This is a genomic window from Paenibacillus sp. J31P190 (assembly GCF_059692075.1).
On sequence record NZ_JCAUAS010000026.1, the window covers coordinates 67,944 to 83,381 of the forward strand.

The window sequence follows — 15,438 nt, forward strand, 5'->3', positions numbered from 1 at the left end:
TATGTTGTCAGCTCCTTAACAGAGGAAGGTACAAAATGATTTCCGTCCCTTCTCCCAATTTGGAATGTAAGCCTAAGTGAAATTGCTCCCCATAATTCAACCGACATCGTGATAAAACATTGCGAAGTCCGATACTTTGCCCCTCGCTGCTGAGAATGGCAACGGAATCACCCATCTTAATCTCTGCCAGTAAATCTTGTACCAACTCGGGGGACATGCCAATTCCGTTATCTTTGACGCAGATTAGCAATCTTTCGTCTTGTACCAGAGTCCGCAATGTAACCTGTGCGACGCCAGCCTTCTCCAGACTATACTTCACTGCATTCTCCACCAGGGGCTGAATAATGAACTTGGCAATCATGACATCATCTGCCACGGGATCATCCTCGATTACGACTTGTAATCGCTCTTCATGTCTCAAATGGAGAATGAACAGATAATCACGAATATAGCTCATTTCCTCGGCTACTCGGACCAGATCGCTGTTCAGGTTCAGCGAATACCTCATCATTTTGCCTAATGCCTCTGTGGCGTCCATCACTAAGTCTTCCCGCTTCATGGCAGCGAGACCGCTAATAATTTCAAGCGTATTATTATAGAAATGCGGATTAATTTGCAGCAGCAGCGCCTTATATTCGGCATTCTTTCTACGTAAATTTGTTTCGAATTCAGTTTCGATCAAAAATCTAAGCCTGTGCGTCATTTGCTCGAAAACGCCCGTCACATAGCCTACTTCACTATGTCCTTCCCTGACTTTCGGCATCACACGCAGAGCCTGATTAAATTCGCCGCGCTGCACATGCTTCATCGCTTTGCCCATCACACTTAGCGGTTTGGTAATACCTGCGGACAACCAGAAAGCCGCCAGCATGGCGAGAATCAGCAAAAGGGCGGTAACCAAAAGCATCGTTTGCCTGATATGAGTGATCTTCTCATACAATTCTCCTTCAGGAACGGTGCCTACAATGGTCCAATTTTGAGCAGGCAATTTGCGGAAAAAGAGCAAATTCGTACTCCCTTTATTCTCTATTGGAAAAATCCCGCTAGTCTCCTCCTCGAATCGTTTATCGATTTGCTCAAGACCGCTCCTTAGAATGTCCCGATGCTCTGAAATATTTTGATCCAACACACTATTGCCTTCACTCGTGAGCAAAATCACTTTCCCAGTCTTCCCGACCCGAATCTTCTCAATCGCATTTCGAAGCAAAGTTGTGGGGTAATTGACTTTAATGAACCCGACATTCTTTAACGATTGCAGCTGCACCAGTGGAAAAAGAAAACTGTTAATCGATCTTGCTCTCATGAATTCGTCCGATTGATCGATATCTTTATGCGCTGTCGTCCAGCGCTTGCCCTCTGTCATAAATGCCTTAAACCACTCGCTATTTTTATAGGTTCTATCCTGCGTCCACAATCCCCCGGCATCCTCGGCAAAAGCGCTAATCGATATGCCGTTAGAATTGTTAACTGCATATGAAGAAAAATACTCCCGCATTCTCTGCTTCGTAAGAACTCGCTCCTGAATCGTATTATCCGGATTCAAGTGAACGGTAAGCCATTCCTGCGTCGTTCGGCTGCTCACAACCTGATTGCCCGTATCTTCAACCTGAGTAAGCAAAGTCACAACATGCGATGCAAATTGTTCGATGGTTTGAGCGGTGGAAGATTCAATCGATGCTTTAATCGTTTTCGTCGCTTCCTCACTAAGAATATAAGCGAGTGCGGCAAAAGGGAGGATTAGCAGAATAGAGAAAACAGCCATCAGACGGCTCCTCAATGAAAAAAACATGAAATCCCCCGTTTCTTATCCCGTCATCACACTCTATTTATCATACACGTCAACCTTCATAGGAAACAACGACAAAGAGACGATCATCGAAATGATTCGTCTCTTTGATCTTCACAACCCTACTTTTTCTGCTGCGCCTGCACATCCGCATAAGCCTTATCGATCGTCGTGATGGCTTCTGCAATGGATGCATCAATATTCCGTTTGCCGATGGTGACATCTTCAAACATTTTATTCACAGCATCAGACATTTGCGGGAAGATCGGCGTAATCGGACGCGGTCTGCCGTACTTTTGATTTTGGATGACGAAGATGTTCTTCGGATATTCATTCAATTCCGGGAAAGTCTTCGCTGAAGAGTAACGGGATGGAATATCTTTGGTCATTCCGGCATACGATTTTTGCCCTTCCTCTCCAGTTACCCAGTTGACGAACTTCCAAGCTTCATCCGGATGCTTGCTTTTTGATGATATGCCCAGCGCCCAGCTGCCGTTTGCTACCGCTTGTGCAGTCCCCTTAGGCAGAGGAGCAATGTCATAGTCTTCGCCCAGCTTGAAATTCGGGAATTTCTCTTTCAGATTAGCCAGAGACCAGGAGCCATCAATTGTAATGCCCAATTTACCGTTCGGGAATGGATCCGGCGGATACTCCAGAGCAGATACTTTATCTTTGTTATACAGATCCGAGAAGAATTGAACGGCTTTCTTCGTTTGCGGTGAATCCAAGTAACCTTTCGATGTTTTACCGTCAGGACTCATAATTTCCCCGCCAAGCTGCCAGATAATCGGATACTTGAAGTAAGCCGTACCACCCGCGTTCCCGAAGCCTTGCGCAGGATCTATACCAAAGATGCCACTCGCTGGATCATTGATTTTCTTCGCAGCATCGAGCACCTGATCCCATGTCCACGGCTCATCCGGATTTTTGGAAGGAAGTGGAATACCCTTCGCTTGAAACATCTTTTTGTTATAAAACATGGCAATCGAAGATTCCGTTAATGGCGCCATGTAGATTTCATTTTGATACGTGTAGGTCGCAAGTGTTGATTTAGGAACATCATCGATATTCCCGTCCGTCTTGAAGTATGTGGTTAAAGGCTTCAGAGCACCGGCATTTGCGTACGATCCTACCGTAGGAGCATCTAACGCCATAACATCCGGCGGGCTACCCGAAGCGATGGATACTCGTAGTTTCGTGTCATAATCCGAATATGGAATCGGTGTCATTTCGACAGAGATGTTCGGATACTTTTGCATGAAGGAAGCAACAAGCTTGTCATAGGCTGCGTTCTCCGTATCGTTCCCCGAGTTTCTCCAGAACGTAAGCTTTACTTTCTCTTCTTTTTTAACAGCATTATCCGTTTGTTTGGGTACGGCTGACGACGTATTTCCACCATCACTTTGCGTTGAACATCCCGCCAATAAACCACCGACTACGAGAGCGCTTACTACTGTTTGGCTTAGCTTTTTCAAAATGTGAATGCCCCTTTCATTTATCTGTTGTTGTTGTTCTTGTCATCATCATATCAAAGGGGCCGGGATATTAAATTCAATATTCTCTGCTTAGAACTTATAAAATTATCATGATCCTGGTTATTGTACAAGCGTGTAACAAGCTTCATCGCAACATATTATCTACGTCAAAGCTATATTGTACACCAACAAAAAGTGTTCATTGAGCTTCTGGGAAAAACGTTGTTCCCACGTTCGTAATCCTACCTGCCCCCAGAAAATACGTTTAGGTCTCGTATAACTTAGTATCAGCTGCAGCTAGAATATTTCAAAGGTGGTCATAACCATGATAGTAAAGTTAACAAAAGAACCCAAACGCTCCTACCTTCTTGCCAAAAGCTTCATGATCAGCATACTCGTTTTTAGCGTGGGTGCCGGTAGCGTTTTAGCTTCGGAGATTACAACAACAACACCGTCGTCCAATCCCGTATCTGTGAGCGTCACCCAGAATAGTGCTTCCTCCTCACAAGCAGGTACGACTTCGAATGAATCCAAAACAGAGACTCCAGATCTTTTGCCAGGAGACTTCTTCTACTTTGTAAAAACAATGTACGAAAACATTCGATTGGCCCTAACTGTCAATGACGTGAAAGAGGCGCGACTGCTTACCGCATTTGCCCAAGAGCGACTTGTGGAAGCGAACGTCTTATTGGCTCAAGGAAAAACGAAAGAGGCAAATCTATCTCTCCAGAAGTCACTGGAAACTCAGCAAAGTGCTGTTCAAAAAACAGATCAAGCTTCTGGAATATCAACAACTGTTAAGACTACACAAGTAGAGACTATTGCACAAGCGGCTACTAAAGATGAGGATTCAACACAAAAAGAAACTGCAACAACAGCCGCAGCGAAGCAGGGCAGTGAGCAAACAGGAGATCCCGAGCAAACGGAAGCCGAAGATGTGATCAATCCTGTAAAAGAAGTGAAAAATCCGGAGCAGGTATTGAAGGTAAAGGCAGATTTACAACATAATATTGTAGCCTTGTCCTCCGCATTGGAAAAGGTGGGAAATCCGAACGCCCAACTGGCTTTAATGAAAAATATAGAAAAGGCGTTTGCTCATCTGGATAAAAAACTGTCCAAAATCGAGAAAAAAGAGAAGCTGGCGCAGATGAATGAGAATGTAACAGCTAAGGAAGAGCAGCCCCCAGTTGCTTCACCGGTTCCATCTCAAGTTCCCACACCTGCTTCAACACCAGCTTCAAACGAGTCTGTCTCGGACCAAGAGAAACAGGAAAGCTCAGTAACAAAATCAGATCAAACGAAGAAGGACGAAGACAACCAGCATATGAATAAATCTGATAGAGCAAAAGAGAAAAAGAACGATAGCCCACACAAAGGTGGCGAAAAAGGGAACGGCAACGGACACGATAAAAATAAAGGTAGCAAACAAGAATAAACCCGCTACTCTCTCCCTTTCGATATATAAATACTTAAGACTCGCAACCTATGTTGTGGGTCTCTTTTATTATTCCACTGTTGGCTTACATGAATGATTCGAGGCCGTATAGCATTCGAGCACGATCATAATTTATTCGATCATTTATAGGTATCTCTAGGAAATAGTCCAACTGCCATTTCTGTGTTTTTTGAGCCTGGCAAATTGGCCAAAGTTATTCCCATTGCGGGTACTAATTACGAAGAAATCGACTTGATCTGATAGGTCATACGGTTGGATCGTTCCATCTCCAATTCTATGCCATAGTGTCACAAACTGCCCCACCTTTGTAGGCGTGATTTTAGCGACACGAAATCTAATGGCGAGAGAATTTAAATGAAATATATTAGCCCCATACTCAGCATTTTGAGCTTCTAAAAGCGGTTGAGAGCAATCAAACCCGCACACGTTATAGACGAGATTTTTGGTAGCAAGCAGGTCACTATGAATGATGTCTGAGGAACACCAGGAATTTTGATCATTAGGGCATGCTTCTAATAAATTATTATTTTTCTTATCCATCTGTTCTAATCTCCTATGCCCATTATTAGGCTTATTTCATGACCCTTCAGCGTAAGCATACCGCTTTTAAATAAGCGGAAAAGCTCTCGATATTCATCCGGATATGCCGATTGTCACCTTCCAGCTTGCTCATCATCACTCCGCCTTCCATAACCGAAAGAGTGAAGGTAGCTAAAGCATCGATATCAAGATCAGCTTTGAATTCAAGCTTTCGACTTCAACATATGAAAGCCTCTGCCTAAGTAATAGGACAGAGGCTTTTGCCTTGAATTTAGAGCTCATCAACGGGCGGTTAAATCATCTCCTATTAGTTTTAATTCAATAATCTTTGATTACAAACATTTGACGTAAAACGAAAGCCACAATTATCTTTTACGATAAAGTGGATAAGGCACCGTTGTTGGAACCTTGATGAGAATCAACCGCATGATCTCTTCATCCAAGTTCGTAATTGTTACCTCTGTCTCTGACTCAGCAGCTGCAAGGACGAAATCTTTATGATGAAACTGTACAGGTTGCTTCGACGCACCTGACTCGCCCCATGTTCCCTGCCCGCGTATGGCTAAAGCTGTTAATGTATAACCAGCATGAATCTTATGTTGATAATGTGCGCCGCTATTTACTTCAACATCCCACATTTCAATATCAGCAACCAACTGTACGGGAGCATCTGTACCAATTACCGTTTTCACTTTATACCCTGATGCATGGCTTACTTGTGGAAATTCTTCGTGCTCATACTGGCGATAGGTTGGCTTTCTCCGAACCGCTTCCGTCAATTCAGGTTCAAACCAAATTTGAAAAAGCTCCGCATCAGCACTTAGCTTTTCTTGATGACTAACGCCAGAACCTGTTTGCATGACCTGCGCCCCGCCTGCTCCCACTGTGCTGTCATTACCCAAGGTATCCCCGTGAAAGGCACTGCCTTTTACCACATAAGTCATAATCTCAAATCCTTCATGTGGATGCAGACCGATCATGGCTTCAGTACTTGAAGTGGCCCATGCCCAATAAAATAAAGGACCCACTCGCTTAATAACCGATCCTTCACCTGGAAAGCCGATCGGCTTTTGTTCTTTGATTTTCCCACCGTCAAATTCACCAATTCCCTGCATGGCAGGTGTGTACACTCGTGCTTGCATATTTGAACAACCTCCTAAATTTTGATTATTCTATCTCATTCGGCCAGCCTATCCCTCCAGCACTCCATGAGCATCATCTAGTTGAATGGGAATTAAAATCAAACTTCATATATATCTTTGATTTAAGTATCTTTAATTTAAGATAAATGTACACCTTAATCCAATTCATGTCAACATGTTTGTGAAAAAAGAACAGGAACTGCTCTTTTTTCGTCGTACCCCTATTATAGAATATCATCCTCTATAGGGAGCAAATGAGATGAATGATGGGAAGCACCTGATGATACTAAAAAATATAAAAATCAGATTATTGCGAAGTGGATTCGTGAGTTCATTCATAGTTATCCTGAGTATGACAGAAACGTTCTGAAAAATGATGCAGATGTCTTCTATACATTTATGTTTTACCAAAAAATCAACTCCTATCTGGATACGATTGAAAGTGAACTTCTGAGCATTCAAATGCAGATCGCAGGATTCCTCTGTTTTTCAAAAAAGGATACCATTGAAGAAAGTTTTGAAGAGGTATCTTCTACATCTATCACCGAAGTTTCAAGCAAAGGTGAGCTCAAATAAATTAAATTGACCATTCGTCAAAAAAAGAATGGAATCGACATCACATTTGGTTCGTCCAACCCATGTTATTCTTGTATTCTGTCACTTACAATTTATTAGAACAGCAATTTTTCTTATTTTGAAGGAGGAGGGCTACTATGAAGCGTAAGTGGACAACCCTGGTGGTATCCAGTATTTTGGCTGTCTCCACAGTAATGGGCGGCGGTATATCTGCAATGGCAGCATCGAAGAACAGCACAGGTGGAACAACAGTTCCAGGCAAAACCTATGTAATTGCATTCTCGAGCCAACTTCCGACGGGTTATGCAGCAATGATTCAAGCCGCAGGCGGGCAAGTTGTTCGGGCTATTCCTGAGATTGGCGGATTGGAGGTGCGTTCGTCCAGCACCGAATTTATGACAAAACTGCAGTCATTCAAGGATATTGCAGCTGCCAACGTTCAGATGGTACATAAACTAAGCGATGGTACCGTAGATCCCTCCGCAGCTGACGGTCAGCCAGTTACAGATATTCCCCAGCCGGAAGCAACGAGCAGCTACTGGGATTATCAGTGGGACATTAAGAAAGTGACGAAGGACGGAGCTTCGTTTGCGATTGAAACCGGCGGCAAAGGCGGCACGCATAAAGCCGTTGTAGGTATTATCGACAGCGGTATTGATGCCAATCATCCCGACTTAAAAGCTAACTTCCTCGGTGGCATGAACTTTGTACCCGCAGGAATAGATACCAGTGAGACCGGTGATCCTAACGATCTACTGGACCGCGAAGGACACGGAACGCATGTGGCAGGATCGATTGCCGGGAACGGCAAAGTCAGAGGGGTCGGCCCGAATCTTGGCATCCGCTCCTACCGCGTATTTCCCGGCGGACAAGGTGCGCCTACGGCCTGGATTGTAGCTGCAATCATTCAAGCGGCGAACGATAAGGTTGATGTCATTAACATGTCGATCGGCGGTTTTGACTCCCAAAAGTATTATGTCGATGGAACCAAATATTCAGATGTTGCTGACATTTTGCTTTGGAGACGTGCCATTCAATATGCTGTGAACCATAATGTAACGGTGGTAACTGCAGCTGGTAATGAAGGTCTCAACCTACGTGATAACAAGGCAATGACCGATTATCTAAACGCTACATACGGTTCCCCAGGCGTTGTATTTAAAGGGAAAACAACAGAAACACCTGGACAAATCAATGGTGTCATCAATGTTTCATCCTCGAACAAGTGGTCGACGAACAGTATCGCATTTTACTCCAATTATGGGTTAAATCAAATTGACGTAGCAGCACCAGGCGGCGATAATGGGCCTGTATATGCTTCAACTCTGGATTTGAACCAACGGGATTTCCACTATCGCGCGTTAAGCACATGGCCTACCTATTTGCCATCGTATTTCACTTCTAACCTGCATAGCTACGCGCTGCTCCACGGTACATCCATGGCAGCTCCGAAAGTGGCTGGTATTGCCGGCGTCATTAAAGCGGCTCATCCGGAGTTGAACCCTGCACAAGTAGCCGCGTTAATCGAAAAAACGGCGATCGATTACGGCCCAACCGGTAATGATGCTTTATACGGCGCTGGTGAAGCGAATGTGTACAATGCTCTAGTCAAATAAGTTCATGATAAATCAAGCCCAGTGCCGTGTTGGCACTGGGCTTGTTTGATTTCTTACCTGCCTTAAAGTAAAATTCGCCTGCTCAATACCAACTTGTAAAAACAGAGGAAGTCCCATAGGCTAACGGAATTGCAGCTCCGATCATCAGTACTGGCCCCCACCAGGTGAAGAAGGAGATCCCCACACATAGGCTGATTAAGATCAGCGCCGGCAGTACAAGGATTGGAATTGCAGATTGGAGAGCCTGATGTTTAGATGTGTCCTGTATAGGAAAAAGAGTCAGAAACGGATCTTTTAATTCATCTTTACAGAATGACTTTCTCCAAAATACCAATAGGCATGCAGCAAGAATCCAGACCGTAATTTTAAGGACACCCGGCAAAATAAACATCGCTCCACTGATCACAACGACGAACTGTATCGTTTGCTTCCACTGTGTGCCATTTCTAAAAAAGGATTTCGTCAATAAATCAGCGATTCCGTTGCTGGCACCTTTCCCTTTGAACAAGCGCTGCGATTTCCCGAATAATAGGGGATACTTCCGTGTCGGTTTTCTTTTCCGCTCGATAATACGAATTAACATCAGAGAGACAATTCGCATCCGTGCCTCTCTTTCTCTGGCGATATCAGCGAAGAAAGCCCCTTTCTCCTGCAGCCGTATTCTGCTTAAGAAAACAACCAGCACTAGAAAAAGAAGAATAGCCGTCCAACTATAATAAGTGTTATGACTAAGCTCCGTAACTAACACTTGATACAAGAAGAACAGACCTACGAAAACCACAATCCGCAACAACCAAAGCACAATTCCATTGAAACGAAGTGTAAGCAGTTGACGAAGCAAGCCTACGTTAATTTTCAACAAATAAGTAAGCAACCATATGCAAATAACTTGCAACAAGCTATAAGAATATGTTTGTACTAATAAAGGAAGAAATACGAGCATCAACACTAATGTAGTGATTCCCTGCAACACAAGAGAGTATCTATAGCCGAGTTGCATGAGATGCCGAAACCATTTCTGGTTCTGTCGGAGGAAAAGCTGGTCCCCCTCCTCAACAAAGAATCGAAGGGTTCCGAGCCAAGTGAATACATAGAAGACCGCTGTAATCATAAACATCGATATCCAATTAAACCAAGAAGGCTGAGTCCCCCACCAAGAGTAATATTGATAGCCAGCCACAATCATCAGTGGAATGACAAAATAAATGGCAATGACCCAATCCACAGCCATTCGCAAGGCCCGATACTGGAAATGCCAGTCCGAACGAACTCGTCGTGTGAAAACCTGAAAGCTGCTCTTCAACCCATTGTCCCCCTTCATAGTAACGAATGGAAGCAGTCGAACAATGGCGCGTCAGGCATGCCGCATTGCTGCTGAATGTCCTGCAGTGTTCCATTTGCTACCAATCTGCCACCTGAAAGAAGTACAAACGAACTGCAAATCCGTTCTGCTGTATCTAACACATGGGTACTCATCAAAATACCTGCACCGCGCTTGCGTTCCTCATCCAACATCCCTAAGAAATCTTTAATCGCTTTCGGATCCAATCCAATGAAAGGCTCGTCTACAATATACACATCTGGTTTATTCAAAAAGCCGAGGATGAGCATAATTTTCTGCTGCATCCCTTTGGAAAATTTCCCGGGCAGTTGATGTTTTTCATCCATCAGTCGGAACCGATGCAAAAGATCATCTGCACGCTCTAGGAATACCGTTCGATCTAAATCGTAGACGGAAGCAGCAAATTCCATATGCTCCCATAACGTCAACTCATCATACAGAATCGGATGCTCCGGAATATAAGCATAGCTTTTTCGCTCACCCATAAAAGAGATTTTACCCTTGAAATCCTTCAATAAACCAAGGATGCTCTTAATTGTCGTGCTCTTGCCAGCTCCATTTGGACCTAGCAGTCCAACCAGTTCACCTTGCCCTACATCAAAATGAATCTTTTTGATAATATCTGGAACTTCATCATATCCAGCTTGATCGATTTGTACTTCTAATACAGCTAATCGTTCTTCTGACATTCTCGGTCACGATCCCTTCTACCTTCATCATATATCAGGCATCTGCAGATTTCCAACATCGTATCTGGATTGCTATACACCAAATTCAAACCTGATGTTAAAATAAAGGAAATGGTTCTTTAGTCCTGGGAGGTTATTCATGTTTTCCTTTGTCCGTCTGCTCTGTTCCTCTTTCCTTCAGTACAAACTGCAGACTGCGCTTCTGCTTGCTGCTCTCTTGGTAGAGCTGGCCTTCGAAACATTCATGCCTCTCAGCTATAAATTCATTATTGATTTGGCCATCGTTCCGCAGCAGTATAACCTGCTTCTGCTTATTCTGTCCTTGATGATTTCCGGCGCTCTTGCTTCAGTCGTGGTGGGCATGTACCGCGATCGCATGTTTGCAGGTCTCGGCTCCCGCATCGTAACGAATTACTATAAGCAGCTTTTTGAGAAGCTGCAGAGCCTCTCTACCGACTTCTTCCATCGAATTAACGGTGGCGACATCGTCTCTAGGTTCAATAATGATCTGATTTCCATTGATACGTTTATCAAGCTCATCCCCTACGCGCTTTTATCCATATTGGGGCTTATTTTGAATGTAGCGGTGCTATTTGTCCTGCAATGGCAGCTTGCGCTGCTTGCGGTGATTGGATTGCCACTCTGTCTAATTGGCCCGAAATTATTCGGTCAGAAGGCTTATGATGCCAGTTATCAGTTAAAAGAAGAGCAGGCCAGCATCGCCACTGCCGTACAGGAAAATGTGAGTGCACAACCTGTCATTAAAGCGTTCGGGCTTCAGCCGTTAATGATTGGACGCTTTGCCGATCGTATGCTGCAGTACGGAAAGTTATCGACCCGATCCAGCTTCTTAAGCTTCCTGATTGACCGTACGACCAATTTGGGCACGATGATTTTGAACTTGATGACGATTTCCGTGGGATCGCTGCTAGCTTACTTCGGCATCCTCTCTATCGGTTCACTGCTCGCCTTCAGCGCGATTCTACTGAGCCTGAGCTACTTGGTTGCAGCTATAACCTGGCTGGCACCTCAATTTATTGAAGCGACATCCGGTATGCAGCGGGTCCGTGAGCTGCTCGATGAGCAGCCTAGCGTTCCCAGCAACGAACAAGCCTCTCATCTGCCGCATTTTGAACGCGACATTGAATTTCGCAACGTCATGTTTGCTTATAGCCCGGAGCAGCGCAGTTTGAACGGCATCAGCCTGACGATTCCCAAAGGCACCTTTGCTGCATTCGTTGGAGCCAGCGGCTCTGGTAAAAGCACGATCATTAACTTGCTGATGCGCTTCTATGATCCGCAGATAGGCTCCGTGCTCTACGATGGAACCGACATCCGCCAAATTGCGCTGCCATCGCTGCGCTCTCAAATCGGCATCGTGTTTCAGGAAAGCTTCCTCTTCCGATCCTCGATACGTGAAAATATTCGTCTCGGCAAACCCGAAGCTAGCGACGAGGAAGTGATGGAGGCAGCACGCTTAGCCGAAATCCACGATTTCATCATGAGCCTTCCAGATGGGTACGAAACAGATGTCGGCGAGCGGGGTGGACGTCTGTCCGGCGGTCAGCGGCAGCGCGTCGCGATCGCCCGTGCTATCATTCGCAACCCGGCCATTCTTATCCTGGATGAAGCGACCTCGGCGCTTGACCCGTCCACAGAGGCAGCAATCAACAAAACGTTACAACAAATAACGGCCACCCGAACCGTCATATCCGTTACCCACCGTCTCGCATCGGCTGAGCATGCCGATTGTATCTATGTGCTGAATCAAGGCGAAATTGCCGAACAAGGCAGTCACCAGGAATTACTCAAGCTGCCGGAAGGACGTTATAAGCAATCGTGGACGAAGCAGACTGGCTTCGACATTAGCGAGGACGGCTATCATGTAGAGGTTAGTTCGGGACGGCTGAAGCTATTCCCGATTTTTTCAGAAATGGATGAATCGTTATTACGGGACATCTCTCACTTTTTCGTGACGGAATCCTATGCCAAAGAGCGGATGATCATCCACGAAGGCGATTTGGGGGATAAATTTTACATTATTGTGAGGGGCAAGGTCGAAGTGTTGAAAAAGAACAGCACCGGAAGCAATGATCGGCTTGCCGTGCTGTCCGACGGCGATTTCTTTGGGGAAGTGGCGTTACTTCGCAACATTCCCCGAACGGCTACAATTCACACACTTACACCAGTCGTCTTTATCACGCTGCAGCGTGAATTTTTCCAAGACTTAATGAAGCGTGCTCCTCATTTGACAACATTCCTGGAATCACGATCAAAATGAATGGCTCGAATGGAATCCACCAATCGCTGCTCTCTAGCAGCGATTTCTACTTTATCTTGAAATTCTGGGCGAATGAGATGCGCCAGTGGCTGTACGACCTCATAATAGTGCTGGAAAGCGTCTAACGCCTGAGCATCCCATACATCAGCATATAGCTGCAAATCGCCGGGCATCACTCGCGTTCGATCCGTCCCTTCCTCAGGGAAGCATTCAAACGGTTCATCCACATTCAGCGAGCCGTAATCGTCGGTTAGCTGCTCCCCAGGGTGAATATCACGGACTGCGATTTCAATCTCGTACGCCGTTCCAATACAGTTGGCATGGAAGCTGTGGTTCACATAACGGCCATTATCCCAGCACAGGATATACTTCCCATCCTGATTGCGGTAGGAGTACTTTAGAACTAGCTTCTTCCTATCTTCTTCGAGCGCCTGAACCGCTTCTGGCTCCAGAATTTGGTCCAAATCATCGAGCGCCCAAGTAATCGTCCCTTTGGGAATGAGCCTGGTAGCGAAAACCCCGAAACCGATCTTGTCATCAATGTATCGCAGTTCCGTATGCGGATGCATCATGTTCGTAACACTCCTTGTCGAAAATGGTCGGTAATTGTCTCTTTATATTATATTATCGATGAACTCTTCGATTCCTGCTTTTTCCAAGGAATTCATGATTCCCGATAAGCATCGACAAGAAACGCTGCGTGAACTTTGATGCTCTCGCGCAACGATTGTGGTTGTAACACCCGTGCGTACCGCCCCCAACTGAGTACCCATTGCAGAATATCTTGTTCATTTCGACAATGCAGCGTCGCAAGGACATCGTCCTCTCGTTCTTCCAAATTTGTTAAATAAAAAGAGGGGTTTTCTCGAATCCAAGGAAGTGCCTCCTTCGCAAACGATACGGTCACTTCTTGTTGAAAGTTTTGTTCTGGCTCATATTCGCGCATCCGAAATTCAGAGGGACGCTCAAAAGTGTCTGACAACAGATTAACAGACTCCATACGCTCCAAACGAAATTGACGCAGTTCATTGCGCTTGGTGCAATGACCCACGAAGTACCAAATTCCTCTGAGATGAATGAGTCCGTAGGGATGAACGCTACGAATGCCCGAGGGTTCTTCGGATGCATAAGGGGAAGATTTACGGCTTCTATACGTAAAGGAAAGCACACGTTGTTCCAAAACGGCTCTTCGTACAAGCCCCAATATGTCTTGGGCGGATTCTGTTGTGTTTGGAGCATGAAAAGCTTCGTCCAAGTTCAGGAGATGAATACTGTCACGAAGCTGTTGAACCTGTTTCCGCTGCTGCTCAGGCATAATTGCCTCTATTTTCTCCTGTGCGGCATGCGCTGCTTCACAATATGTGCTATCAAAAGTATTAGCTACATAGTCGCTCCCGAGTAACAACATGGACGCTTCTAGAGCTGTAAATTGAATCGGCGGTAGGAAGAACCCTTCCATGAGCTCATACCCAATACCTGGTGTAGATCGCAGTGGTATGCCGGATATGGAGAGGGCCTCCATATCCCGGTACACCGTACGGACGCTCATTTCGAAGCGGCTTGCCAAATCTTCGGCACGCACTACCCCTTTTCTCTGTAGTTCCAGAAGAATTGCAAGCATACGATCAGAACGTTTCATGAAAAAAAGCCTCCGTCTTACTCCTGACAATACGTTGTCAACAGCAGGTTGTTATAGTGAATATATTCTCACTTCAAGTAGGAGAATCCTACATCAGTTAAGGAGAAATTTCTCATAACAATCAAAATGGGTGCCGTTTGCCGAGAATTTACAGCTGACTAACCATAAAAAGAGGAGCAATTTAAATGTGGAAATTTGAACACAGCGTTACAATCGATGCGAAAGCGGAAACCATTTGGGGTCTTTACAGCAACATCGACACATGGAAAGAATGGGATGAAAAATTGAACTCGAGGCTGTGTGATGGATATGGAAAATAATCATCTTCGTTATTGGATCGGAGTCGTCTCTAAATCGCATGTCATGAGAGGAGTAGAAGGTGGATTTGCCCAATTGTGTCACGGAAAAGCCGCTCCCTTAAAACGAATGAGACAGGGAGATTGGCTAATTTATTACTCCCCAAAAACGGATTTTAACGGCGGTGAACCTATACAGGCATTTACAGCAATTGGACAAGTGAGAGATGACGAAGTGTACGAATATCCTATGAGTGAATCCTTCATTCCATTTCGGCGCAACATAGATTATTATGATTGTTCTGAGGCTCCCGCCCATCCCCTCTTGGACAGAATGAGTTTCACCAAGGGAAACCGAAATTGGGGATATCGCTTTCGCATGGGACACTTTGAGATTGATCTAACGGATTTCACAGTTATTTCAGAAGCTATGAGAAAGCAATGAGTTTTCTACAATTGAATGCACAAATGAATACATAAGCGCAGAAATGGACTTAGAATAAAAAGTGGACACCTCTTAGATTCAGGCAGATAATAAATCTAATAAATCGAAGAGGTGCCGGCGCCATGAGTGTGAAGAGACAACATTACAATGAGACG

General features: G+C 45.0%; 13 protein-coding genes and 1 pseudogene. 5 read left to right on the forward strand and 9 right to left on the reverse strand.

From position 1 onward, the window contains the following. Positions 1-7 precede the first annotated feature (7 nt). The gene (locus AC58U0_RS30985) at positions 8-1,762 is read right to left on the reverse strand and encodes a sensor histidine kinase (protein WP_497382656.1); all 1,755 of its coding nucleotides are present in this window, start codon (positions 1,760-1,762) and stop codon (positions 8-10) included. A gap of 146 nt (positions 1,763-1,908) precedes the next feature. Then, on the reverse strand, positions 1,909-3,261 hold the full coding sequence (locus AC58U0_RS30990) for an ABC transporter substrate-binding protein (RefSeq protein WP_497382657.1): 1,353 nt from the start codon (positions 3,259-3,261) through the stop codon (positions 1,909-1,911). A gap of 325 nt (positions 3,262-3,586) precedes the next feature. On the opposite strand from AC58U0_RS30990, the gene AC58U0_RS30995 reads away from it, so the two are divergent. Next, a complete protein-coding gene (locus AC58U0_RS30995) occupies positions 3,587-4,696 on the forward strand; it encodes a DUF5667 domain-containing protein (protein WP_497382658.1) in 1,110 nt (369 codons plus the stop codon). Between the two features lie 156 nt (positions 4,697-4,852). Here AC58U0_RS30995 and AC58U0_RS31000 read toward each other — a convergent pair whose 3' ends face one another. The 3 genes and pseudogenes from AC58U0_RS31000 to AC58U0_RS31010 all read right to left on the reverse strand — a co-directional run bounded on the left by AC58U0_RS31000 (position 4,853) and on the right by AC58U0_RS31010 (position 6,399). Then, positions 4,853-5,257, reverse strand: a complete 405-nt coding sequence (locus AC58U0_RS31000) for a MepB family protein (protein ID WP_497382659.1) — start codon at positions 5,255-5,257, stop codon at positions 4,853-4,855. Between the two features lie 46 nt (positions 5,258-5,303). Beyond that, a pseudogene (locus AC58U0_RS31005) lies at positions 5,304-5,453 on the reverse strand (TetR family transcriptional regulator C-terminal domain-containing protein); the annotation flags it as partial. 169 nt (positions 5,454-5,622) lie between these two features. Further along, the gene (locus AC58U0_RS31010) at positions 5,623-6,399 is read right to left on the reverse strand and encodes a pirin family protein (protein WP_497382660.1); all 777 of its coding nucleotides are present in this window, start codon (positions 6,397-6,399) and stop codon (positions 5,623-5,625) included. 713 nt (positions 6,400-7,112) lie between these two features. On the opposite strand from AC58U0_RS31010, the gene AC58U0_RS31015 reads away from it, so the two are divergent. After that, positions 7,113-8,591: a S8 family serine peptidase gene (locus AC58U0_RS31015; protein WP_497382661.1), complete on the forward strand. Its 1,479-nt coding sequence runs from the start codon at positions 7,113-7,115 to the stop codon at positions 8,589-8,591. Between the two features lie 82 nt (positions 8,592-8,673). On the opposite strand, the gene AC58U0_RS31020 is transcribed toward AC58U0_RS31015, so the two are convergent. Both AC58U0_RS31020 and AC58U0_RS31025 read right to left on the reverse strand, forming a co-directional pair. Next, a complete protein-coding gene (locus tag AC58U0_RS31020) occupies positions 8,674-9,894 on the reverse strand; it encodes an ABC transporter permease (protein WP_497382662.1) in 1,221 nt (406 codons plus the stop codon). Positions 9,895-9,908: 14 nt separating this feature from the next. Next, positions 9,909-10,622, reverse strand: a complete 714-nt coding sequence (locus AC58U0_RS31025; protein ID WP_497382663.1) for an ABC transporter ATP-binding protein — start codon at positions 10,620-10,622, stop codon at positions 9,909-9,911. Between the two features lie 139 nt (positions 10,623-10,761). Here AC58U0_RS31025 and AC58U0_RS31030 point away from each other — a divergent pair, with 139 nt between their 5' ends. After that, complete coding sequence (locus AC58U0_RS31030; protein ID WP_497382664.1) at positions 10,762-12,903, forward strand: ATP-binding cassette domain-containing protein; 2,142 nt, start codon at positions 10,762-10,764, stop codon at positions 12,901-12,903. Here the strand turns inward: AC58U0_RS31030 and AC58U0_RS31035 are convergent. Both AC58U0_RS31035 and AC58U0_RS31040 read right to left on the reverse strand, forming a co-directional pair. Next, the gene (locus AC58U0_RS31035; protein ID WP_497382665.1) at positions 12,867-13,475 is read right to left on the reverse strand and encodes an SET domain-containing protein; all 609 of its coding nucleotides are present in this window, start codon (positions 13,473-13,475) and stop codon (positions 12,867-12,869) included. The two genes, AC58U0_RS31030 and AC58U0_RS31035, sit on opposite strands and share 37 nt — an antisense overlap. Before the next feature lie 92 nt (positions 13,476-13,567). Beyond that, complete coding sequence (locus tag AC58U0_RS31040) at positions 13,568-14,542, reverse strand: helix-turn-helix transcriptional regulator (RefSeq protein WP_497382666.1); 975 nt, start codon at positions 14,540-14,542, stop codon at positions 13,568-13,570. A gap of 185 nt (positions 14,543-14,727) precedes the next feature. On the opposite strand from AC58U0_RS31040, the gene AC58U0_RS31045 reads away from it, so the two are divergent. Beyond that, complete coding sequence (locus AC58U0_RS31045) at positions 14,728-14,862, forward strand: SRPBCC family protein (protein ID WP_497382667.1); 135 nt, start codon at positions 14,728-14,730, stop codon at positions 14,860-14,862. After that, positions 14,846-15,283: an EVE domain-containing protein gene (locus AC58U0_RS31050; protein ID WP_497382668.1), complete on the forward strand. Its 438-nt coding sequence runs from the start codon at positions 14,846-14,848 to the stop codon at positions 15,281-15,283. Before AC58U0_RS31045 ends, AC58U0_RS31050 begins: the two co-directional genes overlap by 17 nt. Positions 15,284-15,438 lie beyond the last annotated feature (155 nt).

Coding starts and splice junctions, on each gene's coding strand:
- AC58U0_RS30985 (WP_497382656.1), bottom strand. CDS start 1,762: ATGGCTGTTTTCTCTATTCTGCTAATCCTCCCTTTTGCCGCACTCGCT.
- AC58U0_RS30995 (WP_497382658.1), top strand. CDS start 3,587: ATGATAGTAAAGTTAACAAAAGAACCCAAACGCTCCTACCTTCTTGCC.
- AC58U0_RS31000 (WP_497382659.1), bottom strand. CDS start 5,257: ATGGATAAGAAAAATAATAATTTATTAGAAGCATGCCCTAATGATCAA.
- AC58U0_RS31010 (WP_497382660.1), bottom strand. CDS start 6,399: ATGCAAGCACGAGTGTACACACCTGCCATGCAGGGAATTGGTGAATTT.
- AC58U0_RS31015 (WP_497382661.1), top strand. CDS start 7,113: ATGAAGCGTAAGTGGACAACCCTGGTGGTATCCAGTATTTTGGCTGTC.
- AC58U0_RS31025 (WP_497382663.1), bottom strand. CDS start 10,622: ATGTCAGAAGAACGATTAGCTGTATTAGAAGTACAAATCGATCAAGCT.
- AC58U0_RS31030 (WP_497382664.1), top strand. CDS start 10,762: ATGTTTTCCTTTGTCCGTCTGCTCTGTTCCTCTTTCCTTCAGTACAAA.
- AC58U0_RS31035 (WP_497382665.1), bottom strand. CDS start 13,475: ATGATGCATCCGCATACGGAACTGCGATACATTGATGACAAGATCGGT.
- AC58U0_RS31040 (WP_497382666.1), bottom strand. CDS start 14,542: ATGAAACGTTCTGATCGTATGCTTGCAATTCTTCTGGAACTACAGAGA.
- AC58U0_RS31045 (WP_497382667.1), top strand. CDS start 14,728: ATGTGGAAATTTGAACACAGCGTTACAATCGATGCGAAAGCGGAAACC.
- AC58U0_RS31050 (WP_497382668.1), top strand. CDS start 14,846: ATGGATATGGAAAATAATCATCTTCGTTATTGGATCGGAGTCGTCTCT.